Source organism: Sporosarcina pasteurii (assembly GCF_041295575.1).
Lineage (GTDB): Bacteria > Bacillota > Bacilli > Bacillales_A > Planococcaceae > Sporosarcina > Sporosarcina pasteurii.
The window spans coordinates 2487672-2510645 of record NZ_CP160452.1; the positions used below are offsets into that span (position 1 = coordinate 2487672).

At 37.7% G+C, this 22974-nt stretch carries 24 protein-coding genes and 1 riboswitch; of the genes, 6 read left to right on the top strand and 18 right to left on the bottom strand.

The window, feature by feature from the left end:
• The first annotated feature begins 83 nt into the window (after nt 1-83).
• The 4 genes from tenA to AB1H92_RS11830 are packed head-to-tail and all read left to right on the top strand — an operon-like array spanning nt 84 to nt 3226.
• Complete coding sequence (gene tenA, locus AB1H92_RS11815) at nt 84-776, top strand: thiaminase II (RefSeq protein ID WP_115364146.1); 693 nt, start codon at nt 84-86, stop codon at nt 774-776.
• A complete protein-coding gene (locus AB1H92_RS11820; protein WP_115362557.1) occupies nt 763-1512 on the top strand; it encodes an ABC transporter ATP-binding protein in 750 nt (249 codons plus the stop codon). The genes tenA and AB1H92_RS11820 overlap by 14 nt, the downstream gene beginning before the upstream one ends.
• Entirely contained in the window at nt 1509-2249 is a 741-nt protein-coding gene (locus tag AB1H92_RS11825) for an ABC transporter permease (RefSeq protein ID WP_115362559.1), read from the top strand. Before AB1H92_RS11820 ends, AB1H92_RS11825 begins: the two co-directional genes overlap by 4 nt.
• The gene (locus AB1H92_RS11830) at nt 2246-3226 is read left to right on the top strand and encodes an ABC transporter substrate-binding protein (protein ID WP_311157252.1); all 981 of its coding nucleotides are present in this window, start codon (nt 2246-2248) and stop codon (nt 3224-3226) included. Before AB1H92_RS11825 ends, AB1H92_RS11830 begins: the two co-directional genes overlap by 4 nt.
• 86 nt (nt 3227-3312) lie before the next feature.
• Here AB1H92_RS11830 and AB1H92_RS11835 read toward each other — a convergent pair whose 3' ends face one another.
• The 10 genes from AB1H92_RS11835 to AB1H92_RS11880 all read right to left on the bottom strand — a co-directional run bounded on the left by AB1H92_RS11835 (nt 3313) and on the right by AB1H92_RS11880 (nt 12749).
• Nucleotides 3313-4305 carry an LLM class flavin-dependent oxidoreductase gene (locus AB1H92_RS11835; protein ID WP_115362562.1) on the bottom strand — a complete coding sequence of 331 codons (993 nt, stop codon included), beginning with the start codon at nt 4303-4305 and terminating at the stop codon, nt 3313-3315.
• A gap of 256 nt (nt 4306-4561) precedes the next feature.
• Nucleotides 4562-5950, bottom strand: coding sequence for a Na+/H+ antiporter NhaC (gene nhaC / locus AB1H92_RS11840; RefSeq protein WP_115362564.1), 1389 nt, complete (start codon nt 5948-5950; stop codon nt 4562-4564).
• Nucleotides 5951-6421: 471 nt separating this feature from the next.
• The gene (locus AB1H92_RS11845; protein ID WP_115362566.1) at nt 6422-7042 is read right to left on the bottom strand and encodes a DUF421 domain-containing protein; all 621 of its coding nucleotides are present in this window, start codon (nt 7040-7042) and stop codon (nt 6422-6424) included.
• A gap of 204 nt (nt 7043-7246) precedes the next feature.
• Nucleotides 7247-7636, bottom strand: a complete 390-nt coding sequence (locus tag AB1H92_RS11850) for a DUF302 domain-containing protein (protein WP_115362567.1) — start codon at nt 7634-7636, stop codon at nt 7247-7249.
• Nucleotides 7637-7715: 79 nt separating this feature from the next.
• On the bottom strand, nt 7716-8492 hold the full coding sequence (locus AB1H92_RS11855) for a sulfite exporter TauE/SafE family protein (RefSeq protein WP_115362569.1): 777 nt from the start codon (nt 8490-8492) through the stop codon (nt 7716-7718).
• 93 nt (nt 8493-8585) lie between these two features.
• Nucleotides 8586-8813: a sulfurtransferase TusA family protein gene (locus AB1H92_RS11860; RefSeq protein WP_115362571.1), complete on the bottom strand. Its 228-nt coding sequence runs from the start codon at nt 8811-8813 to the stop codon at nt 8586-8588.
• Nucleotides 8814-8902: 89 nt separating this feature from the next.
• Nucleotides 8903-10030: an MBL fold metallo-hydrolase gene (locus AB1H92_RS11865; protein WP_115362574.1), complete on the bottom strand. Its 1128-nt coding sequence runs from the start codon at nt 10028-10030 to the stop codon at nt 8903-8905.
• A 106-nt stretch (nt 10031-10136) separates the two neighbouring features.
• Nucleotides 10137-10532: a DsrE/DsrF/DrsH-like family protein gene (locus AB1H92_RS11870; protein ID WP_115362576.1), complete on the bottom strand. Its 396-nt coding sequence runs from the start codon at nt 10530-10532 to the stop codon at nt 10137-10139.
• A 27-nt stretch (nt 10533-10559) separates the two neighbouring features.
• Complete coding sequence (locus AB1H92_RS11875; RefSeq protein ID WP_115362578.1) at nt 10560-11126, bottom strand: sulfurtransferase TusA family protein; 567 nt, start codon at nt 11124-11126, stop codon at nt 10560-10562.
• 1044 nt (nt 11127-12170) lie between these two features.
• Nucleotides 12171-12749, bottom strand: coding sequence for a thermonuclease family protein (locus AB1H92_RS11880; RefSeq protein ID WP_115362580.1), 579 nt, complete (start codon nt 12747-12749; stop codon nt 12171-12173).
• Nucleotides 12750-13024: 275 nt separating this feature from the next.
• Here AB1H92_RS11880 and AB1H92_RS11885 point away from each other — a divergent pair, with 275 nt between their 5' ends.
• A complete protein-coding gene (locus AB1H92_RS11885) occupies nt 13025-14173 on the top strand; it encodes an SPFH domain-containing protein (RefSeq protein WP_115362582.1) in 1149 nt (382 codons plus the stop codon).
• Between the two features lie 41 nt (nt 14174-14214).
• A complete protein-coding gene (locus tag AB1H92_RS11890) occupies nt 14215-15336 on the top strand; it encodes a hypothetical protein (RefSeq protein WP_115362584.1) in 1122 nt (373 codons plus the stop codon).
• A 118-nt stretch (nt 15337-15454) separates the two neighbouring features.
• Here AB1H92_RS11890 and AB1H92_RS11895 read toward each other — a convergent pair whose 3' ends face one another.
• The 8 genes from AB1H92_RS11895 to AB1H92_RS11930 all read right to left on the bottom strand — a co-directional run bounded on the left by AB1H92_RS11895 (nt 15455) and on the right by AB1H92_RS11930 (nt 22963).
• Nucleotides 15455-16432 carry a tRNA-dihydrouridine synthase gene (locus AB1H92_RS11895; RefSeq protein ID WP_115362586.1) on the bottom strand — a complete coding sequence of 326 codons (978 nt, stop codon included), beginning with the start codon at nt 16430-16432 and terminating at the stop codon, nt 15455-15457.
• Nucleotides 16433-16553: 121 nt separating this feature from the next.
• Nucleotides 16554-17753 carry an MFS transporter gene (locus tag AB1H92_RS11900; protein ID WP_115362588.1) on the bottom strand — a complete coding sequence of 400 codons (1200 nt, stop codon included), beginning with the start codon at nt 17751-17753 and terminating at the stop codon, nt 16554-16556.
• A 66-nt stretch (nt 17754-17819) separates the two neighbouring features.
• A riboswitch (purine riboswitch) is annotated at nt 17820-17919 on the bottom strand.
• Between the two features lie 130 nt (nt 17920-18049).
• Nucleotides 18050-18397 carry a CrcB family protein gene (locus AB1H92_RS11905; protein WP_115362589.1) on the bottom strand — a complete coding sequence of 116 codons (348 nt, stop codon included), beginning with the start codon at nt 18395-18397 and terminating at the stop codon, nt 18050-18052.
• Nucleotides 18394-18768: a CrcB family protein gene (locus tag AB1H92_RS11910; RefSeq protein ID WP_115362591.1), complete on the bottom strand. Its 375-nt coding sequence runs from the start codon at nt 18766-18768 to the stop codon at nt 18394-18396. Before AB1H92_RS11910 ends, AB1H92_RS11905 begins: the two co-directional genes overlap by 4 nt.
• 2 nt (nt 18769-18770) lie before the next feature.
• The gene (locus tag AB1H92_RS11915) at nt 18771-20924 is read right to left on the bottom strand and encodes an ATP-dependent helicase (RefSeq protein WP_115362593.1); all 2154 of its coding nucleotides are present in this window, start codon (nt 20922-20924) and stop codon (nt 18771-18773) included.
• A gap of 98 nt (nt 20925-21022) precedes the next feature.
• Nucleotides 21023-21550, bottom strand: a complete 528-nt coding sequence (gene lepB / locus AB1H92_RS11920) for a signal peptidase I (protein WP_311157251.1) — start codon at nt 21548-21550, stop codon at nt 21023-21025.
• Nucleotides 21551-21666: 116 nt separating this feature from the next.
• Nucleotides 21667-22161, bottom strand: a complete 495-nt coding sequence (locus AB1H92_RS11925) for a cupin domain-containing protein (RefSeq protein ID WP_115362597.1) — start codon at nt 22159-22161, stop codon at nt 21667-21669.
• A 13-nt stretch (nt 22162-22174) separates the two neighbouring features.
• Complete coding sequence (locus AB1H92_RS11930) at nt 22175-22963, bottom strand: alpha/beta fold hydrolase (RefSeq protein WP_115362599.1); 789 nt, start codon at nt 22961-22963, stop codon at nt 22175-22177.
• Between the last annotated feature and the right edge of the window lie 11 nt (nt 22964-22974).

Sequence of the window (22974 nt, forward strand, 5' to 3'; positions counted from 1 at the left end):
GGGAATTCTGACTGTCTACAATCCACTTCTTCTTCAAGGAGTGGATTTTTTAATTGGAAAAATTAATAGGGAGTGGGTATGAAATGAAATTTACTGACCGCCTGCATGAGAAAACATTACCAATTTGGAGACAGAATCATAATCATCCGTTTGTAAAAGGGATTGGCGATGGAACTGTTAATCAAGAAAACTTTCGTTTTTACATGGTGCAGGATTACTTATATTTAATCGATTACTCAAAAGTATTTGCAATCGGCGCAGTGAAAGCAGATGATGTTGAAACTATGGGGAAATTCGCTGGACTACTTGAAGGTACATTGAATACGGAGATGGCGCTTCACCGAAAATATGCTGAGCGATTCGGCATTTCAGAAGAAGAACTTGAGAACGCAAAGCCTTCCCCAATTGTTCTAGCATACACACACTACATGTTACACGTCAGTCAAAAAGGGACACTTGCAGAAGTTGTTGCTGCAGTTTTACCGTGTGCTTGGAGTTATTGGGAAATTGGAAAAGAGTTAAATGAAATCCCTGGTGCAGCAGACCACCCATTATATGGCGACTGGATACGCATGTATTCTTCCGAAGCCTTCGGTGAACTAGCAAGCTGGTGCATTGACTTAATGAACGAAGTGGCGGAAGGTAAACCTGAGCATGAGTTACAAAAATTAGAAGAAATCTTTTTAAATACGACACGATTTGAATATATGTTCTGGGATATGGCGAACAACAAGCAAATGTGGCCAGGTGCTGAAACTGCTGATGTTGGCATTTAACAATGTTTCGTTTGGCTATGACGAAAAACGTAAAATACTAGAAAACCTTTCATTTTCTGTTCATCCAGGTGAATTTATTTCCATCGTCGGTGTAAGTGGTTCTGGAAAAAGTACGATATTCCGGCTAGTTACTGGTCTCGAGCATCCATTGACTGGTGACATTACACTTGAAGGAAATAAAAATGGGGACAGACTTGGGAAAGTAGCGTATATGCCCCAACAAGATTTACTTTTACCATGGCGAACGATTTTGGAAAACGCCTATTTACCACTTGAAATTAATGGGATTGATAAACAAACCGCCTATCAACAAATACAACCTTTATTAAAAGAATTTGGATTAGAAGGCACAGATGATAAATATCCAGCTGAATTATCTGGAGGGATGAAACAGCGCGTTGCATTTTTGCGCGCTGTTCTTTCAGGAAATCCACTTCTTTTATTAGACGAACCTTTTTCTGCACTCGATGCAATTACTAAATTATCAATGCAAGAATGGTTACTAGAGCAATGGAAAAAAAGACAATCTACGATACTATTCATTACCCATGATGTGGAGGAAGCACTCTTTCTATCGGACCGAATTTTGTTATTGAAAAATAAACCTGTGACGGACGTTGAAGAAATCTTTGTGCCATTACAAGGTAAACGTACAAGAAATGATTTAAATCTTCCTGAAATGTTGGCATTAAAGGACCGTTTACTTAGCACTCTTCAAAGTGAGGTCGCTTTATGAGAAATACTGCCTCATTTTTGATTGTAGTGGGATTCCTAATTTTGTGGGAAATAAGTGCAAGAATCATCGATAAAGCATTTATTCTACCGTCTCCTTTACAAATATTCATTCGGCTATGGGAATTAAAAGAAGTTCTTTTTCTAGATCATTTACCCATAACTTTATTATCTATCGTCATGGGTCTTACGCTATCAATCATTTTAGGAACAGCAATTGCAGTTTGGATGTCTTTAAATTCCAGTGTGCAAAGAGCGATATATCCAATTTTAATTGCCTCTCAAATGGTACCCGTTATTGCGTTAGCCCCCATTTTTGTTTTATGGTTTGGCTACACTATTTGGAGTAAAGTTGCTGTTGCTGTATTGATCACATTTTTCCCAATTACCGTAAATACCTTTGATGGACTATCATCTGGAAATAAGGATAACGAGGAATTATTTCTCACGATGGGCGCTACGAAAAAGGATATATTTTTCAAGTATTCAATTCCGATGGCACTCCCCCACTTTTTCTCAGGATTAAAAGTCGCAGTGACTTTGAGCGTCATTGGTGCAGCTATTGGGGAATGGCTAGGTGCACAGGCTGGACTTGGTTATTTTAGCCGTCGCATGATGACGCAATTTGACGGGGCAGCCGTATTTGCTCCGATTATCGTATTGACTTTTGTTGGCATTTTATTATTTATTTGTGTAACTCACCTTGAAAAACGTATGTTAAATTGGAGGACAAAGAGTTGAAAAACATTAAACTATTTTTAAGTAGCATCATGATATTATTCGTCCTAAGTGCTTGTAATAAAAACGAGGACACGGAGAAAGTGAGTATTATGCTCGATTGGTATCCGAACGCTGTACATAGTTTTCTTTACGTAGCTGAAGAAAAAGGTTATTTTGAAGAAGAAGGCATTGAGTTGGATATTCAGTTCCCGGCAAATCCAACAGACCCGATTAATTTAGCTGCTGCTGGGAAAGTAACGATGGGCATCACCTACCAACCAGATGTCATTATTGCGAAAACAGAACAAGATATCGCAGTAAAGTCTGTCGGAGTTCTCGTTCAATCTCCGCTGAATCATGTCGGATTTTTAAATGATACCGGTATTAAATCTCCAAAAGATTTTGAAGGCAAAACGATTGGCTTTACTGGAATCCCTCTCAATGAGGCGATGGTACAAACAATGATGGAAACAGATGGTGCTGATTTTAATTCGGTAACGATGGTTGATGTCGGTTTCGAATTAAGTTCATCTATCGTATCTGAAAAAGCAGATGCGGCAGTCGGTATGTACATTAATCATGAATTTCCGATGCTAGAATATGAAGGCTATCAACCTGGTCACTTAGATCCAACAGATTTTGGGGTGCCCTCGTTTTACGAACTTCTAGTTGTAACGAGTGATGACACTTGGGCTAATGAACAAGAGAATATCGAAGCATTTTGGCGTGCGGCTAGAAAAGCATTTGATGACATGGAAGCCAATCCAGATGAGGCTCTTGCTACCCTATTGAAACACCAAGATAAAGCAAACTTTCCGCTGATTGAAGAAGTTGAGAAAGAATCTTTATCCATCCTCCTGCCGAAGATGAAAGAAAACGGAAAGTTTGGCCATCAAGACGCAGAAGTATGGGAAGTCACCGCGGACTGGATGACTAAAGCTGGATTGCTTACGAAAGAAGCGAACTTAGAAGGTATATTTGTAAATATGGAAGAGTAATCATAAATATAGAGATAAAGAAAAAATCGTTGAAAGGATTTCTTTTCAACGATTTTCTTTATTTTAAATTGGGAGAAATAGCCTTTCTAAAACAATTCATTCGCCAATAAACGATATACTTCCAACCGCTTTTCCTGGCTATGTGGAATACTACAAATCATAGCTTCATCAAATCCGTAATACGCCTGTTCCTCCCGCAACTTAGCCGCAACTTCTTTAGCAGCTCCCACTATATGGATGTTACGGTTTTCTTGGATCGTCATGCGGTCCATTTCTGTTAATGGAAAGTTTGCGGCCTCTTCAGGTGTCATCGTTTGACCGATTTGCCCTTTTGTAAATAACAGTCGCCAAATGTCTTGCGGTAATGCCTCGTACTCAGCCTCTTCTTGTGTTTCAGCTGTTGTGACCATGTACGTTACTTTGATCTCCGGTTTCTCCATAAATATAGTAGGCTCAAAATTTTTTCGATAGGCTTCTAAAATCTCTTTTGTCATGCCGCCCATAAAAAATTGTGCGAATGAATACCCGACTCCCATACGTCCCGCTTGAATGGCGCTATTTCCTGTTGACCCAAGCAACCATGCTTCCGGCAATTCAACTTGAGAAGGGGTCGCAATGGTTCGATGATACAAATCGTCTTTGGGCACTTCGTCGTTAATAAGCGATAATGCGGTTTCAAATTTCTCATACATATTATGCATCATCGGTTGGCGTCCTTCAGATAGTGCATAAACTGAATGATTATCTCCGCCTGGCGCCCGTCCAACACCAAAATCAATGCGCCCCGGCGAAAGTGCGCTTAATGTTTTAAACACTTCTGCTAATTTTAACGGGGAATAATGCATCATCATAACGCCACCTGTTCCGAGACGAATTCGTTCTGTTTTGGCAGCCAAATGTGCGGCTGTTACTTCAGGTGCAGAACTTGCAAAAGTATTTGTGCTATGATGCTCCGCCATCCACATCCGGTAATAACCGAGTTCATCAGCTAAGATCGCTAACTCTTCCGCATTTTTTAATGCTTCTGGTGCTGTATGTCCTTTTGTAATCGGCGCTTGGTCTAATACACTTAATCTCATTTCTAAACATCCTTTCTACAATCCATTACCACTATCTATTATGATTCATGCCAAATCCATCATACGATTGCTCTCCCTTATCGAAACACATTCCCCTTATACATGAAATAAAAATGCCTACACGACTAAATAAAAGTTAGCGTGTAAGCATTAGACAATGTTTTATTCTTTTACACTTTTTGATGCTACCATGGATTGCTTCATTCACAATAGCCGCACCTATTTCATCGTTCCCCCATCTGGTCAAATGAAGGGTTTACTTCGCTACTGTTTGAAACGTTAACGTTTTTCCTAAATAGCCAAACAATACGGTTAAAATTGGAGATAATAAACAAAAGAAAGCAAATGGTAAATAGTCAAGTGTTGATACACCAAGCATTTTTGTAATAAAGATTCCACATACACTCCACGGCACTAATGGATTCACAACAGTTCCAGCGTCTTCCATAACCCGACTTAAATTCTTTCCAGCCAGTCCAACTTTTTCATATTGGTTTTGAAAAGCTTGTCCTGTCAATAAAATGGATAAATACTGTTCACCAATCAAAATATTAATACTAATCGCTGTCAATGCAGACGCTGCGATTACAGAAGACACTTTACGTAATAAACTTTCTACTTTCGCTAGCAGACATTGGACAATGCCCAGTTTAAACAATAAGCCACCCATACTAAGTGCTAGTAAGACTAAAGAAACGGTAAACATCATACTTTCCATTCCACCACGTGTTAACAGCGCATCGATTTCTTCAATCCCTGTTTCGGACAGAAATCCGCCAAACATGATTGAAAAAACTTCACCTACTGAATAGGTATGATGAAAATAAGTAATTAGAATTGCACTGAATGAACTTGCTGCAAGTGTCATCATCGCTGGGATTTTAAACATCGTTAATCCAAATAATACAATGATCGGAATGATGGTATACCAGTGAATCATTCCTGTTTGTAATAATCCTTCTTGGAAACTTGTAATCTTGCCGACATCTACACTAGTTACAGTTGGCGATAAAAAACCAAATATAATAAGCGTAATAAAAAATACTGGAATTGTCGTCCAGCCCATATTACGAATATGTTCAAATAAATCCGCCCCAACAATCGAAGAAGCTAAGTTTGTCGTATCAGAGAGTGGCGACATTTTATCACCAAAAAATGCGCCAGACACAATCGCACCTGCTGCAATTGGAAGAGAGACGTCAAGCACCGTCGCCATCCCAATAAAAGCCACACCAATGGTTGCAACAGTGGTTAATGAACTTCCAACCGACATCCCGACAATTGCTGTAACGACAAAAACAATTGCAAAAAAGTATGTTGGCGTCACAATATTAAACCCTGCATAAATAAGTGTCGGAATCGTTCCACTCATAATCCAACTACTTACCAAAATGCCTATGAAGAAAAATAGAAATACTGCGCTCATCCCAGCGCCTGCCCCTTCAACTAATCCACTTTCAACTTCTTTGTACGTCACTTTCTTTAATAGCCCATAAATAATAAGCAGTAACACAGATAATAAAATAGGAATATGTGGAACAGCATCAAACTTTACCAAACTGACACTAATTGTCCCGACAATGGTGAGAACTAATAAAAATGCTTCTAAAAATGTGGGGGTGATGACTGATTTAGTACGTAACATATTGAACGCTCCTTTTTTTGATAAAATAAAAAACCCTTCAATCCCTTGAACAAGGGACGAAGAGTTCTCCGCGTTACCACCCTAATTGATTGGCCAAATAATCAGCCATCCACTTCATTGTGTGATGAGACAAACAGACGGCGTAATTCATCTTATTTGCTGCCTGAACTTTCACCAACCGTCCAGTCTCTTAAATACTGCCCACAAACAGACTACTTCATCGTCTTCTCATAATTATATAGTTGATTCGATTTTTATATAGTATCTTAACATCTGATTGAATTGAATATTATCATGTTCAAGACAGATGTCAATCTTTTTTTATGTTTTTTGATTCGTAAAGGATGAAGCGATCTCAATGAATGGTTGCGAAGAAGATGCTTTGAGTACTAGAACATTAGGCTCTCCGCCTCCTTAACCTTTCTAAATTTGAAATAGATTTAAGAAATCATATGACAAAACTTACACTGCCTATTGTAAATGCTTAGGTGGTTCGTCGTTGTGTTCTTTTTTGGCAACTTCTGAAAAGATATCATGATGATTGGAATCTTGAGGGTAAGGAGTCTTCTGTATCGTTACATTCAACGCTCGAGCGATTTGTTCGATATCTTTTTGCAGGGATTGAATGTCTTTTTTCGTGGCAGGTTGATCATCTGATTTTAATTCAAAACCAACTTGTCCATTTGGCTCTAATGTTGCCCATTTTACTTTCTCAATAGAGGTTACATTTTGTTGACGTAATTTCATCTCCATTTGGTCTACCGTAAACCGCATTTTCTTCAAATTCTTCTCATTAATTTCCCCATTCTCAATGAGTACTTTGGATTTTCCCGTAATAAATTGTTCGATTTTATCTGATTTCACTTGGGCATACTCCATAACAATAAGGGTAATAACGAGTATACTTCCTACTGCAAGAGTGGTCCAAATATTCTTTCCAGCAAGAGGTTGAATTAATAAAGAACCTATTCCAACCATAATAACCGTTTGAGCAAGTGTCATTTGAGAAATGGACTTTCTTCCAGCTACTCTTAATAATAGTGTTCCTCCAACAACAATTAATATCGATTTCCATATCCAAGCGAGGTCCATACAAACATCTCCATTCTACAGTTGGTACAGGTTAGTGTGGATGATATGCCTCAGTTTATATAATGTCATTAACTGGAGCTAATGAAGTGACTTTCATCATCAAGATAAATTAGGCTTCCTAACACCTATAGAATTTGGCATTGCGGTAGCTTAAATGGGTGTTTTATATGTGTCCCACAACGCTAGGTTAATTCCTATGATTCTTTATTTACTCTTCTCTAATACATCTATAAGGATTCCTTCTATTTCTTCTGCTATTGAAATTAATTCAGCATCATTTAATAAACCTATCATAGCAGTTGGCTTAGGAAGTCCTATTTTTGTTTTTCCTTCTTCTTCATAAACGGTAATTTTACAAGGTAAGAAATATCCTACTAAAGGATTATGCGCGATTACACGTGCCGCTTCTACTGGGTTGCAAACTTCAAGAATTTGGTAAGGCTTTTTGAAACTATTCACACCTTTTTCCTGTAAAGTTTCAGTCAAGTTAAGTCGCCAAAGTATCCCAAATTTATTTTCTTTAAGATTTTGTTCAATAGATGCAATCGCTTCGTCAATCGTTTTAGATGTTAGAACTGTATAGTAGAAATCCATAAAATCCTCCTATTGTATTAGGATATTTGTCTCCTCATTAGTATCGTAAAATACCCATCATTCATACACATCATTTTTGCTACAAAATATCAATCCAAATTTTAATCGCTGTTCCTAAAATTAAAACGGCTAAGATTCCTTGTAATATCTTTGTATTTATTCTCTTACTGATTTTTGCACCAATAGGAGCTGCAATTAATCCCGCAATGATCACAATAATCGCTGTCTGATATTCAACTTGCCCTGTTGATATTTTACCAATCGAACCAGCAATAGACGATATAAACGTAATCGCTAAACTAGATGCTATCGTCATTCGTGTAGGAATCCGAAGAATAAATAACATAATAGGGATTAATAAAAAACCTCCACCAGCACCAACTACACCAGAACCAATTCCAACAATAAATGCGAGTATTGCGGCAAGCGTTTTGTTATAAGTGACATCAGCTATAGGTATATCATCAACTTTCTTTTTGGGAATGAACATCATGATGGCTGCTAACAGTGCTAATACTCCATATACAATGTTTACTTGTTCTTCCGTTAAATATTGTGAACCAAAACTACCAAGAAATGTACCGACTAAAACAGATGCGCCCATTACAGTAATTAATGATTTATTTAAATAGCCACCTTTTCGAAATCCAATGACACCTGCAAATGATACAAAAAGCACGTCAAGCGCGCTAATACCGGAAACTTCATGTGCTGTTAATGCTTGAAAACCGAATACCGATGGAATCATTAAAAGCATCGGGTACTTAACAATTGCGCCCCCAATGCCGAGCATCCCCGAAAGAAATGAGCTAATAAACCCTATAACGAAAAGGAGGATCACATAATATATATCCATGTAGTTCCCTCTTTCTACTTAAATTAAAAATAGTAGCTTACTATATTTTTGTTAATAATAAAAGTGAGTCGAATATCAACTCACTTTTTATTTTCATGCTTTTTTTATATAGAACGTTAATACATCTGCCTCTTCTTTATGTTCTAAAAGGGTATGGCCTGATGCAGCTGACCAAGCAGTTAAGTCAGCTAGCGCCCCTTTATCTGTTACTTGTACTTCTAGTACTTGACCTGATTCCAGTGTATCCATTGCCTTCTTTGTTCGTACAATTGGCATAGGACATGCTAAACCTTTTGCGTCTAAAACTTGATTTACTTCCATTTCATTCGTCTCCTTCATATTCATCTATTGTAGTAATAAGAAAAGAATGCTCTTAAACGCTTAACAATTATACACATTGAATGCTTATATTAACGTACTGCACAGCGGTTTGGGCCAATTTCCATTTCTGTTTGTTCGTCATTCTCTGGCGTAATTTTACCCATGTTTACTAGACGAATTTGTTCATACGCATTCGGTTGTGGTGGTAAATTATCTGTTACTGTGCGATGAAACTCTTCTTCACTTTCAATATTTAAACCGTGGTTTTCAGCGAATAAATCACCTAAACGTTTCGCTACAGTCCCATCTTCGTTTAACTCATCAATAATCATGAAGTGAGCTGGTAAAACAACTAAATCCTCTGCTAAGTCTCGATAGCGACGGTATAATGTCTCTCGAAGATCACCCACCCAATCCTCAGCAAGACCTGCTAAGTCTGGTCTTCCAATTGAATCAATGAATAAAATATCGCCTGTTAATAAATACTTGCTATCAACAATGAATGACGTTGAGCCAATCGTATGACCAGGTGAGTAAAGTGCGCTTACATCGATTTGAGAAGCACCAACTTGTACTGTTAAACCATCTTCAAGAGGTGCATAGTTGAATACTACTTCTTCTGCATCTTTTGGTGGTAAGTAATAAGTAGCCCCTGTTTCTTGTGCGATATGACGGCCACCTGAAATATGATCTGCATGTAAGTGAGTATCAAATACATGTTTAATTACAGCATTTTTACTTTTCGCAAAGTCTGTGAAAACTTCCGTAAATCGAACAGCGTCAATAATCGCTGCTTCATCTTCAGATATTACCATGTAGGAAAGGCAACCTTTACCTAGACGAACAAACTGATAAAGCTCCCCACCACCTGTTAAATCACCAACTTTTATTGGTACAAGATACATACTCCAAGATTTCATTCCACCTTCAAGGTAAAATGCATTTAGTCCTGCTTCCGCAACCATTTCAGCCACCATAATAGACGATCCTTCTTTTGCACAAACAACTAATATATCTCTATCTGTTGGCAATTTAGGTAGGATTTCATCTACTCCATCTAACAAATCAAAATAAGGAATATTTAAATAATCAAAGCTGTGTCCTTCAATTTTCCAATCTTCAAATGCATCTTTGTTACGTACGTCTAAAATAAATAACTCTTTATTTTCAATCACTTTTCGAGCTATTTGCTCTGCTGTCATTTTAATAGCTGACATATCCTATTACCCCCTAAGGCATTACATTAGTTTTTTAAAGCGGAAGAGAGTTTACCCTTCCCAAATTATTCGATAGTATGTGTTTCATAATTTAACTACTTTAGTTTTAGAATGTTAAGCTTGGTGCTGCATCTTTTGCAAATTCAAGGAATGTTACAGCTCCACCAACTTCAATACCATCAATAAAATCTTCTTTTGTTAAGCCCATTACATCCATCGTCATTTGACAACCGATAAATTTCACACCCATTTCTTGCGCCATTTCCACTAATTGTGGAATGCTCGGTACATTTGCTTTTTCGAATCCCTCAGCAAAATGTTCACGACCTTCTGGCATCGGTAATTGTTGCATTGATTGTTTATGAATTAAGTTTAACCCCTCAAATGTAAAGAAGATGGAAACTTCTTTTTCTGTTGCGGCTGCAGCTGTTGCGATATTAAATACTTTATAAGCGTCAAAAAGACCACCGTTACTTGCGATAATTGCTACTTTATTTGACATAATAAAATTCCTCCAGTTTATTTAAGTTTATTTAAGTTCATTTGATAAATCGCCATGCCAAGAACCTATTCCTGGTAAGACGTTATACACTTTTGTAAAGCCTTTTTCCGCTAATTTCTGTGCAGCTAAATCACTGCGTGTTCCAGTTCGACAAATCACATACACTTCTTTATCTTTGTCTAGCTCAACTAAACGGTCTTCTAATTCACCCATTGGGATTGATTTAGATCCTTCAATATGACCAAATGCATATTCTGCTTCTTCGCGAACATCTAGAATTATTCCGCCACTAGCAGCACGATCGATTATTTCCCCATTCGTAATCGTACTTGCGAATTTCTTTTCTACTACATTATCATCGTCATTTTTCCGGATATAATGCAGTAAGACACCATTCTCTTCTTTAGTGCCAATATACTGGTGTCCAACACTTTCCGACCACGCTTTTAGATCTGCAGTAGAACCTTTGTCTGTAGCTTGCACTTCTATGATTTGACCATCATTCACATCATTCATTGCCTTTTTCGTTTTGACAATAGGCATCGGACATGCAAGTCCTTTACAATCTAACTTCACATCTACTTTTAACGACATTTTAAAACCTCCATATACCTACAAGAGTATTATTTTCTGCTCAATTTTCCCTTTCCAATAAAGCATGCGACCAGTCATATTTTTCACATTAAAACCTTTATTTTCTAGGTGTTGTGTTACTTGATCACTGCTTCCAACAGAAAGGAGATTCATTATTATAAGGTTTGTTTTTATTAAGTTCATGTTTACGGAATTCAAGTACTCCAAGTGGACTATTCATCATGCTATAATATGGCCTGCTTTCACTTCATCCACTTTACGGACATCAATTTAATTTAGCTTTTCACTATTTTTTTATACCTTTTAACCGCCACGGATACCTAGGTGGGTATATTTTAATTTAAATAAAAAATCAACTTTGTTATTTAAACGTCTTACGAATTCTCTTGTACCGCCTCCTTCATGTTTATTTTCTCTTGCTGATATACACATCATATACCCCTGAGGGTATATTGTCAACCATTGAAATATACTTTTCAAATTCCAAGCAAAAATGCACCAATACTCTTTACTTATTTCATGCACCATAACAATCTATTTTAATGTCGCTAAACCTAACCCTTCGCCAATTATTATCCGTTCAATACACTAATATGAAACAAAAAACCACTAATTTTCATATAAATTAGTGGTCTGTTAAATGCCGATGAATCAATGTTTGGACGGATATAAAGCGTATTTCACAAACCGAATTAACGCGCAAATCATACAATCTACAATAACTATTATAGAGCGTATATATCGTGTTGAATTCGGTACTTCTCCAGTTTTCAAAACCAAGTGAATCTAGGATGGGATATCTTACTTTATCCCATACATAAAACTGAAATTAATTCAGCGTTTTACTTTAAGAGTAAAACTCTCTCTTCCTTATGCCACAATCTCGACCGATAATGGAGTAGTTAATTATTTACTTTCTTTTTATACTTTAACGGCAACACTAAACCAAATGCTAAAACAAACAAAAATGTATTAACTACTATACCGTTCCAGTTTCTATTAAAAATCGCGATAACTGCTTCTCTTTCTGTACAAAACATTACTTCAATTTGCAATAGATTTAAAACCACGATTCGTCACATAACCTTCAATCGACCAAACGCCAAGTCCTGCTGATTCTGCTTTTGCTTCAGTTTCTTTGAACATATCGATATATTTGGTATTTGGCTCAAATACATAAGCAACTCTAGCCAATCCTTCTTCCAACAATGTTTGTTGCACACTTTCACCGTCAACGTAAACATACGCCAGTAGACGTCCATACTTATCTTCGCTATCACCAACATCAAATTCAATTTCAACATTTCCACTTCTCAACAATTCGTCATTGCGTTTCGTCGCTTCTTCCGCAAATGGTTGATGGTTAGATTGCTTATGATCTAATTCAGGCGTATCAATAAGTAAATAGCGAACGTTTCGCTCTTTGCCTTCGTATAGTATTTTTATCGTGTCGCCGTCTATCGTATGGACAAGTTCTACAGGAATAAATCCTGTTCTATCAACCTCATCAATGTCTTCTAGATTAAAAAAATAAATAACTGCCGCTATGACAATCATCGCTAGGATAGAAGTTAAACTCCTCTTCCCTTTCCGACTTGTCCCCGTATCATTTTTATGATTCATCTATAAATTCCTCCCGAAAATCAACTACCTAACTATACTAACTAAATTCCAAGATAGATGCTACTCTCTATTTTACAACGTTAGCAACAACAAGCTAGCTCCAAATTGTGGTCATCTATCTTCCTAGTAAATTATGTCGATTAAAATGAAACTTTGTCATTCTTAGAACGTATATTATATACTTAACGATAGGATTTTTTGCCTAACATACAGTGAAAAGTAGTCGCAAGTGCAATGCATTTTTCACGATACATCACAATTAGGAGGATTTCAAAATGGGGTTATTCGGATTTTTTAAAAGTCAATTTATCGAAGTGATTGAATGGACAGATAACACTTCAAATACAATGGTTTACAAGTTTCCAGTACACAACAATGAAATTAAAATGGGGGCAGAATTAACAGTCAGGGAATCTCAAGTCGCCATTTTCGTTAATGAAGGTGAAATCGCAGATGTTTTTGGCCCAGGACGTTATCAATTATGGACACAAAACATGCCCATTTTAACAAAACTAAAATCGTGGAAACATGGTTTTAATTCCCCGTTTAAAGCAGATGTTTATTTCGTCAATACGAAACAATTTATTAACCAAAAATGGGGAACATCCAATCCAATCATGATGCGTGACCCTGAGTTTGGCATGATTCGATTACGCGGTTATGGTATTTATTCGTACCGTGTTTCTGAACCGACTACTTTCTTAAAAGAACTTTTCGGTACAAGTAGTTCTTATAATACGAGCAGTATTGAAAATCATTTGAAAAAGATGATTTTATCAGGATTAACTGATCTTTTTGCAGAATCCCAAATTGCCGCCTTAGATTTGGCTATGTATTACGATGAGCTGAGCACGCAAGGCAAAGAGAAAATGCAAGAACGTTTCAATGCATTTGGCTTTGAAATTACATCGCTCTACATAGAAAACTTGTCATTGCCGAAAGAAGTTGAAGAAGCGATGGATAAGCGTACATCTATGGGCGTTCTCGGCAATCTCGGACAATATCAACAATACCAAGCAGCTGAAGCACTTCGAGATGCAGCCCAAAACGAAGGCGGTGGACTTGCCGGTGCAGGTGCAGGACTCGGAGCAGGTGCAGCACTTGGCGGCATGATGACAAATGCACTTTCTGGAAATCAACAACCACCAAATGCAACCACAGCTTCTCTACCAGAAGCAAATAAAGTCAATTGCCCGCATTGTAATGCCACAATAAATGCCACGGCAAAATTTTGTGGAGAATGTGGTAAATCCGTTCAAAAAGAAAAAGTACCTTGCATAAATTGTGAAACGCCTATTCATAAAGATGCAAAGTTTTGCGGAGAGTGCGGAACAAAACAAGTAACAGAAAAAATTTGCGAAGGCTGCGGTTCCTCTAATGGGCCGAACGCTAAATTTTGTGGAGACTGTGGTGAAAGCCTTTAACAGAAGACGATAAGGGAGACCTAGTGAAATGAGGGGAGATTGTGAATGAAGTAGAAAAAAATGGACAGCCAGAAACAATCGTCACAGAAAAAACCAAGGTGACTCAATGTGCTTCATGCGGTGGTAATACCGTTTATGAGCCTTCCACGGGTACGCTGAAATGTCCATTTTGCGGAACTGAAAAAGAAATTGAAAAAACGCAAGAAAATACGATTGAACATGACTTTTTGCAAGCATTAGAAGAACATGATCATAGTTGGGATGATGAAAAGAGAGTATTCAGCTGTCAAAACTGTGGTGCTGAATCCGTTTTGGACAATGACAAAGTAGCTGATTTTTGTTCATTTTGTGGTTCGTCTCATATTTCCTTAAGCGACCATCATGCAGGAATTAAACCCGCGCTCGTCATCCCTTTTCAAATATCAAAAGATGAAGCTGTTGAAAAGTTTAAAGCATGGATGAAAAAGCGATATTTTGCACCTTCGAAACTGAGTCAATCCTATGAGTTAAAAAAGCTTTCGGGCGCATATATTCCGTATTGGACATTCGATTCACAAACGAATTCCTCGTACACAGTTCGAATCGGCACCTATTATTATGTGACAGTCACGCGGACAGTAATGGAAGACGGCAAACCGAAACAAGTGACAGAACAGGTAAGAAAAATTAGGTGGCGGACAGAGCATGGTCGTTATGAAGCTTTTTTTGATGATGTATTAGTAAAAGCTTCGCGCAATGTTACGAGTGGTCTCATTACTAAAATCGAACCATTTCGTTTGAACGACCTTGTTGACTATAACGCTGCTTATTTATCTGGCTTCCTCGCGGAAAGGTATTCTATCCCGCTAAAAGAAGGCTGGCATGATGCTCAGAGAATCATTGATAGTCGGATTGAAGACGGCATATACGGACAAGAATACGGAGATGTCGTCGAAATCGTCAATGTTACTACAAACTATAAAGAGATTACGTATAAACATATTTTATTGCCAATTTGGATTTCTTCATTCCAATTTAATCAAAAAGTTTACCGTTTCTTAGTGAACGGACAAACCGGTAAAGTTAGCGGACAATCCCCTGTTAGCATTGTAAAAGTTTCTATTTTAATCGTCGCCATTCTTGCAATCATCGCGGTTGTATTGTTTTTCTCGGATATTTTGTAACGAATTGCATAAAGCGAAAAAAAGAAAGTCGGTTTTATCAAATTTGATAAAACCGACTTTCTTTTAAATTTTACAGTTTTGAATGGTCAATATTGGGTCACGCACTGTCATCCCAATCTTATTCATCCAAATTGGCTTCTAAATAAGGCTGTACAATCTCTCTTACTTCATCTGTCGATTTCGTACTCATTAATCGATGTCTTAATTCACTCGCGCCTTTAAATCCACGAATGTAAATTTTAAAGAAACGAAGAAGCGGTTTAAATGAACGAGGTTCGACTTCTCGATCATATTTGTCGTGTAAATCAAGTTGTAATAATAGCAACTCTAAATATTCTTTCACACTATGCTCTTTCGGCTCTTTTTCAAATGCGAATGGATTTGTAAAAACACCTCGTCCAATCATAACGCCGTCAACACCATACTTCTCTACTAATTCCATCCCTTTTGCACGGTCTGGAATATCGCCGTTTATCGTCAGTAGTGTATCGGGTGCAATTTCATCACGCAACTTTTTAATCTCTGGAATAAGTTCCCAATGTGCGGGCACACTACTCACTTCTTTTCGTGTACGTAAATGAATCGATAAGTTCGCAATATCTTGTTTTAATATGTGCGTTAGCCAATCACGCCACTCTTCAATATGATTATATCCGATACGCGTTTTTACACTTACAGGTAATCCACCTTCTTTTGCTGCTTGGATAATTTTCGCAGCCGTTTCAGGATGGTTAATTAAACCTGCGCCTCTTCCTTTTGCGGCTACATTTTGAACGGGACAGCCCATATTAATATCGACGCCGCGGAAGCCCATTTCTTTCATGCCAATACTCATCTCTTTGAAATATTCCGGGTTATCTCCCCAAATATGCGCGACAATTGGTTGTTCATCTTCAGTAAATGTCAAACGTCCTCGGACACTCTCTGTCCCTTCCGGATGACAATAACTTGCTGTATTCGCAAATTCCGTGAAAAACACATCAGGCCGACCGGCTTCTGCAATGACGTGACGGAATACAACATCTGTCACATCTTCCATTGGTGCTAATATAAAAAACGGCTTCGGTAATTCTAGCCAAAAATTATCATTACTCATTTTTTCGTTCCTTCCTAAAAAATCTAGTGCTTATAGTATACCGTAAATTAGTCGTTTATAGTTATAGCATTTTATTGATTTCTTTTCATTTTTACAGGCATTAACAAAATATCATCAGTCCCTATGCCTTTTCAGTTTTTATTCTTCCCTGGACCTTTTCCTGTTCGGACTCTCCGGAAATAAAAGGTCTTGAGAAAGAAAACATGGCGCATAGCAATGCAATAATAGCGACGATACTTCCAATCCATGGCAAATTGGATACGGGGCCGCCCTGCGCCATCGCGATACCTCCTATTGCCGAACCAATTGAAATCCCAACTTGGATTGCTGAGTTATTGAAGCTTTGCTGAATATCTGCCGTACTTGGATCAGTTTGAATCAAGTAACTTTGCTGCGGCGGAGTAATTGCCCAACTTAGCATTGCCCAAATAATCATAATCGGTGTAAATAGTACAATTGAAAAAGTCGAAAATGGAAGTACAAACAATGATACCGCAAATGATCCAATGACTATTAGTACACTTTTCTTAGCGCCAATCTTATCCGAAAGTATCCCACCAACTGCGCCTCCGCTAATCGCTGCTATTCCAAATACAAGATAAGCGGCACTGACCCAGGTAGAATTTAACTGTAAGTTGCTTTCCAAGTACGGCGTGAGATAAGCATAAACCGTATAATGACCGGCGAGTAAAAACATCGTAGCTAATTGTGCACTACCCATTTTCAAGCTAGCAAGCGCCTTAAATTGCACCTTTAAAGGAATCGCATCTCCACCTGACATTTTTTCCAAAAACAATGAGATCAATATAAATGAACCAACGGCTAAAATAGCGATAATGAGAAATATTACTCTCCAGCCAAATGCATCAGAAATTAAAATACCTAATGGAACGCCTAGGACAAGTGATGAGCTAATTCCCATATACACAAGGCCAACTGCTCTAGCTTGCTGTGAGGGTGTCACAACTTTTGTAGCGATGGTCAATGACAATACGACAATTAATGCGGTACTCATCGCCGTCACGACTCTTGCAATCATAAAATAGGTAAAGTTCGCACTAAAATATGTCATGATATTACCTGCGATAAATACAAGTAATGAAACGAGATAGACTTTTTTGCGTTCCATTTTACTCGTTAATACTAATAGGACTGGACCAGCAATGGCATATACTAGCGCATACACCGTAATGAGTTGTCCGGCAGTACCAATCGATATATTTAAATCTTTTGCGATTGTCGGTAAAATTCCGCCAACAATCAACTCCACAAGTCCAACCGCAACGGCTGAAATGGCTAATATAATTACTTTTAAATTCATACAACACCCGTATCCTTTCTAATCCCTTGAAATTATTATATTTTTCAAAAATAAAAAATCCTGATTACAAAAATAACATCTTTTTGTAATCAGGATTTTTCGGTTCCTGGTAGAGACCCTCCAGCCATATTCTAGAGGTTATACGTTTATATTTAATTTATTATATTTATTTTACAATAGGTAAGTATACTACTTCATTTCAAATTTTACAAGTTGATTTTTTTTCAATTTAACGAGGGAAACTTCTAATTCTACAATTGGAATATTATGAAACTGATTTTGCATCCCATTTTTGCTTATCTACTCATAGTAAACCCTAAAATAGCAAGCGCAATACCGACAACGTACGTCACGAACGCATACGTCACAGCTTGTTTTTTCTTTCCAGTTCGCCACTGTTCAATCACTTCTTTTTGCAATGTCGAAAAGGTTGTGAGTGCGCCTGCAAAACCAGAAACGAGAAACATCATCCATAATTTAGGCAAACCAAACCCAAAAATGATGCCGATGAGGAGCGAACCTGATAAATTAACGAGTAACGTGCCAAACGGATTATTTCCATTCAATCGTTGGGATAATAGATAACGAAGGATGGCACCTACAAATCCGCCTAAACCAATGACAACAATATCTAGAAACGTCATGGAGACACCAGCTTTCTACCGCAATGAAAGCCGAATAGTCCAACAGCAATTCCGCCAATGACACTGGCTAAAACATAGCTTACTGCCGTTACGATTTGGCCATTTTCAATAAGTAAAACCGTCTCCATACTCAATGCGGAAAACGTGGAAAAAGAACCAAGAAAACCTACGGTAATGGCCTCTCGAATTTGAGGATTATGTATGATTTTAGCAAGAACACCTGCTGCAAAAAAACATAATAACCACGTCGCAACCATATTGGCCGTAAAAGTGATCGGAAAACTACTTCCTTCTCCTACCAAATGGCCGATTGACGTTCGTAAGATTGCCCCAACCATCCCTGCGCTTCCTATCCAAATTAATTTCTGCATTTTCACACCAACTCTAATAGGCGATATTGTAAAATCGTTTCGATGTCAAACTCTTTTTGCTCTTTGTTAAATTGTATAACAAGTCTCTGACCTTCTACTTCTAAAATAGTGCCTTTCCCAAAAACTCTATGCACGACTTCTACGCCATTGACTAAGTCTTTTCGATTTTGTATTCCTTTTGGATTGATTGGAATCGCGCCGCTTTTTACGGGAGGTGACTTCACTTGTTTTTTCGCGTGAACTTTCGGCGCTGCATTCGTTAAAATCCCGCGTACTTCATTCAAAAATCGTGAATCTTCCTTTTTCTTTCCGTCCTCTTCACGGTAGGATAGCAGTTCTAATCTTTGCTTGGCACGTGTCATGCCCACATAAAATAATCGTCGCGCTTCTTCTAGTGTTGCCTTGTCATTTTCATCTTCTTCAGACGGAATAATGCCTTTTTGCAAATCAATCATAAAGACTCTCTCGAACTCTAACCCCTTTGCGCTATGAAAAGTCGATAACGTCACAGCATTTTCAGGCGGATTAAATTTCGCATTTTGCACGGCTTCCTCCAATTCTTTTAATCGCTCCGCAAACTCCACCATCGTTCGAAGCGGCATTGCAATATTTTCGAGTGTATCTAATATGTCGCTCATATGATCGAAACGATAACCAAACTTTTCAGCTCTGCTTTTTAATGCGGCTTCATACCCTAAATCGTTTCGAATGAGTTGAATGACGCGCATCGGTCGCATTTCTGGCATAATTACATAGCCTTTTTTGTATGCTTGAAGCTTTTTTACTTGACGACTTTTAAGTGTCACCGTTCGAATAAACGCATCAAATACATTCCCAGACGTCTGTGCCTTTTCAAATTGAGTCACCATATTTCGAGAAACAAATAGATTCATCTTCATAATAATTTTTGTGAAGATATCTTTTCTTTCTACATTAAAACTTAATCGCATAAAGTTTAAAATATCTTCAATAATCCAATGGCTAAAAAACCTATCATCGGCATCTTTCATATAAAATGGGATGCCACGTCGATGTAACTCACTGACATATAATGTAGATGAAGCATTATTTCTAAATAAAATCGCAACTTCATTTAAATTTTGCTCATTCAACAACTCATAAATAACATAATCTAGTTGTTGTTTCGGATCACTCACTTGTTTTAAATGAATCGGTCGAGACTTTTCATTTTTTGTAAACATGTCCTTTGGATAACGGTCTCGATTACGCTTAATAAATGTTGCTGAAGCATTTACAATATCCTTTGATGAACGATAATTTTGTTCCATTTTCAGGATTTTTGCATCTGGATAAACTTTTTTGAACTCAAGTAAGTAATTTGGATCTGCGCCTCGCCACGTATAAATTGATTGGTCATCATCCGCCACGACACATAGATTGCCATGATAGGCCACAAGATGCTCTACAATCATATGTTGCACGAGGGATGTATCTTGGCTTTCATCCGTTAATAAATAATCATAACGTTCACGAAATCGGTCTGCCAGTTCATCGTCTGTACGTAATGCTTTTTCTGCCAATACAAGCATATCGTCGAAGTCCACGTAAAGAAAATCAGCTTGACGTGTTTTATGTTGCTCATATTTCTGTGCAATTTCCCCAGCTTTTGGAAAAGGTTGCGTAACCGTTCCCCACTGCTCAATTGGAATTAATTTATTCTTAAGCGAACTAATAAAAGTTGAAAGCGTCGCAAGCTCATCATCTGTACAATCATCTTTTAATACGTCCTTATAAAGCCGTTTCAGCAATGATTGTTTATTGAACTGATGTGTCCCTTGCCCCTCAATTAACTCATAACGTTTCCCAAGTTTATCTAAATAAGTCCGTGTAATTGTAAATGCTAAACTATGGATTGTTGAAAAATCAACTGCCGGGATATCCGGAAAAAATCGAGCAAATCGAGCCTTCATATCTGCAGCGGAAGCACGACTGAATGTGATCGCCTTAATCCGCCTCGGTGAAACATTTTTCTCTTCAATTAAATACCCGATACGCATAATCATCGTTGTCGTTTTTCCAGAACCAGGACATGCGAGTAGTAGAAGCGGTCCTTCTGTTTCAAGTACAGCCTGTTGTTGCACTTTATTCAGTTTAATCCCAAGTTCTTGCTTTTTTCTTTCAAAAAAATTACTCATTGCTAATAACTCCTTCAAATACTTGTCCCTTTAATTTAACATACAACAGCAAAAATCCCCTACCACATAGCGTAGAGGATTATTATTAATACAATTTATTACCTCGGAATACCAATTGAACTTAAAGGATAAATCCGAAAAGAAACTTTTCCAATAATAGCTTGTTTTTCAATAGGGCCAAGCATTCTGCTATCCATACTATATTGTCGATTATCTCCAAGAACAAAATAATGCCCTGCAGGTACACGGACTTCAAAGTTTTCCGTCAGTCGATGTCCTTCATAAATTTTATCTTTGTTTTCTTGAACATATTCTTCCTCATACTCTATGCCATTCACGTACAAGTGATCATCCTTCATCACAACAATATCCCCTGGTAGTCCGATGACACGCTTAATAAAATTTTCATCTGAAATTGGTGAGTGAAACACAATCATATCAAAGCGATCGATCGAATGAATTTTCGTGATGACCACTCGATTGTCATTTTCAAACGTAGGCTCCATTGACTGTCCAGATACAGTTACCGGTGTATATAAAAATTGACGGATGAGTATGGCAAGTAACAATGCAATTGCGGCAGACTTCATCCAAGATAAGATTTCCTTTTTCGTTCTTTCGCTCAAATGCCTCTCCACCATCCTGAGATTTTTTATTTTACTTTAACATATTTGTCCAAAGTATTCGCCAGAATGTTTGGATTTATATTAGCATATGCGAAAAATAATTTAACTTGAGTCTTTTACAGGTTTTTATAGGCAAGTTTTCGAATGACTGATTCATATTTCGGATAGAGCGCAAGTAATTCTTTCTGAGTAAACAGTTCAAAGTCTTCAAAATCAAACCCAGGCGAAACCATGCAGCCAACAAGTGAAAAGGTACCCGGTTCCATAACAGATGAACCAAAAATACTGTTCTTCCGTACAATCGCTTGCGGCTGTTCTCCTGCATCTAAATTTAATCCCAATTTTACTTCGCGGTAGTTTCCTTCTTCATCTATGATATGAATTGTTAAGGAACTTCCACCATGGTAATACCACACTTCGTCAGATTTTAATCGGTGAAAATGAGAAACATCCCCTGATTTCAATAAGAAGTATATATTTGTATATAATTTCCTCGTCGTGCCAAATGCATCTATTGTTTCATCGGCTGTAAAAGAACTTTTATAATAGCCGCCTTCTGGATGTTGCTCAAGTGCTAAATGTTTAATAAAGTAATCCGCATCTTTTTTCATCTTGTTTCTCTCCTTACACAACATAACCAAGTGATCTTAATGTCGTATGCATAAAGGCTTCTGTATAAAGAAACACTTCTTCACGTTCAGGTTCTTGATGGAGGTCATGAAAAAGTCTTGGCCATTCTTTATATTGAAATTCGGTTAATTGCTGACGTAACAACCATGCCTTGGCAGTTTGACTATCAATGATTTTATCATCGCCTGCAGTATGCATAAGAACAGGTATATCATGTATTGTTCCATTATACTGTTGGACTGCTTTCATAAATTGCTGAAGTTCCCGGTACCACCCTGCGGTTACCGTTGAACTGTATAGTTTATCATTTTTGGCTTCTAAATAAATATCCGTATTTCTTGTTAATAATTCTATTTCAATATTATGATTAATTTTCATCGATGACGATAATTTCGTTAGCACTGTTGAAAACTTAGCTGGTTGATGTTCTAACGCAAGCCACGGTGAACTTAGTACAACGCCAGCACAGACAATATCCTCAGTCTGTAAAATGCGCATCATTAAAGTCGCGCCAAGCCCATGTCCAATCACAAATAAAGGTAGCCCATCTACAATGCCGACATCTAATAACTTCTTCACATAATTGACATATGTATCGAACTTCTCATTATGTATCGTTCTGCCGTCTTGTACACCGTGTCCAGGTAAATCACCCATGACGACATGAAAGTTGCTGCTTCTTAGTTTCTGAATAAACCACGCATACCGACTATGATGCTCGTACGCGTTGTGAATAATTGCAACAACTGCTTTTGGATGTCCTTCTGCTTCCCATTTCCACATGGACTATCACT

Excerpts from the sequence above, each read along its gene's own strand:
- tenA (WP_115364146.1), top strand. The coding sequence starts at position 84 with ATGAAATTTACTGACCGCCTGCATGAGAAAACATTACCAATTTGGAGA.
- AB1H92_RS11820 (WP_115362557.1), top strand. The coding sequence starts at position 763 with ATGTTGGCATTTAACAATGTTTCGTTTGGCTATGACGAAAAACGTAAA.
- AB1H92_RS11825 (WP_115362559.1), top strand. The coding sequence starts at position 1,509 with ATGAGAAATACTGCCTCATTTTTGATTGTAGTGGGATTCCTAATTTTG.
- AB1H92_RS11835 (WP_115362562.1), bottom strand. The coding sequence starts at position 4,305 with ATGAGATTAAGTGTATTAGACCAAGCGCCGATTACAAAAGGACATACA.
- nhaC (WP_115362564.1), bottom strand. The coding sequence starts at position 5,950 with ATGTTACGTACTAAATCAGTCATCACCCCCACATTTTTAGAAGCATTT.
- AB1H92_RS11845 (WP_115362566.1), bottom strand. The coding sequence starts at position 7,042 with ATGGACCTCGCTTGGATATGGAAATCGATATTAATTGTTGTTGGAGGA.
- AB1H92_RS11850 (WP_115362567.1), bottom strand. The coding sequence starts at position 7,636 with ATGGATTTCTACTATACAGTTCTAACATCTAAAACGATTGACGAAGCG.
- AB1H92_RS11855 (WP_115362569.1), bottom strand. The coding sequence starts at position 8,492 with ATGGATATATATTATGTGATCCTCCTTTTCGTTATAGGGTTTATTAGC.
- AB1H92_RS11860 (WP_115362571.1), bottom strand. The coding sequence starts at position 8,813 with ATGGAAGTAAATCAAGTTTTAGACGCAAAAGGTTTAGCATGTCCTATG.
- AB1H92_RS11865 (WP_115362574.1), bottom strand. The coding sequence starts at position 10,030 with ATGTCAGCTATTAAAATGACAGCAGAGCAAATAGCTCGAAAAGTGATT.
- AB1H92_RS11870 (WP_115362576.1), bottom strand. The coding sequence starts at position 10,532 with ATGTCAAATAAAGTAGCAATTATCGCAAGTAACGGTGGTCTTTTTGAC.
- AB1H92_RS11875 (WP_115362578.1), bottom strand. The coding sequence starts at position 11,126 with ATGTCGTTAAAAGTAGATGTGAAGTTAGATTGTAAAGGACTTGCATGT.
- AB1H92_RS11880 (WP_115362580.1), bottom strand. The coding sequence starts at position 12,749 with ATGAATCATAAAAATGATACGGGGACAAGTCGGAAAGGGAAGAGGAGT.
- AB1H92_RS11885 (WP_115362582.1), top strand. The coding sequence starts at position 13,025 with ATGGGGTTATTCGGATTTTTTAAAAGTCAATTTATCGAAGTGATTGAA.
- AB1H92_RS11895 (WP_115362586.1), bottom strand. The coding sequence starts at position 16,432 with ATGAGTAATGATAATTTTTGGCTAGAATTACCGAAGCCGTTTTTTATA.
- AB1H92_RS11900 (WP_115362588.1), bottom strand. The coding sequence starts at position 17,753 with ATGAATTTAAAAGTAATTATATTAGCCATTTCAGCCGTTGCGGTTGGA.
- AB1H92_RS11905 (WP_115362589.1), bottom strand. The coding sequence starts at position 18,397 with ATGACGTTTCTAGATATTGTTGTCATTGGTTTAGGCGGATTTGTAGGT.
- AB1H92_RS11910 (WP_115362591.1), bottom strand. The coding sequence starts at position 18,768 with ATGCAGAAATTAATTTGGATAGGAAGCGCAGGGATGGTTGGGGCAATC.
- AB1H92_RS11915 (WP_115362593.1), bottom strand. The coding sequence starts at position 20,924 with ATGAGTAATTTTTTTGAAAGAAAAAAGCAAGAACTTGGGATTAAACTG.
- AB1H92_RS11925 (WP_115362597.1), bottom strand. The coding sequence starts at position 22,161 with ATGAAAAAAGATGCGGATTACTTTATTAAACATTTAGCACTTGAGCAA.
- AB1H92_RS11930 (WP_115362599.1), bottom strand. The coding sequence starts at position 22,963 with ATGTGGAAATGGGAAGCAGAAGGACATCCAAAAGCAGTTGTTGCAATT.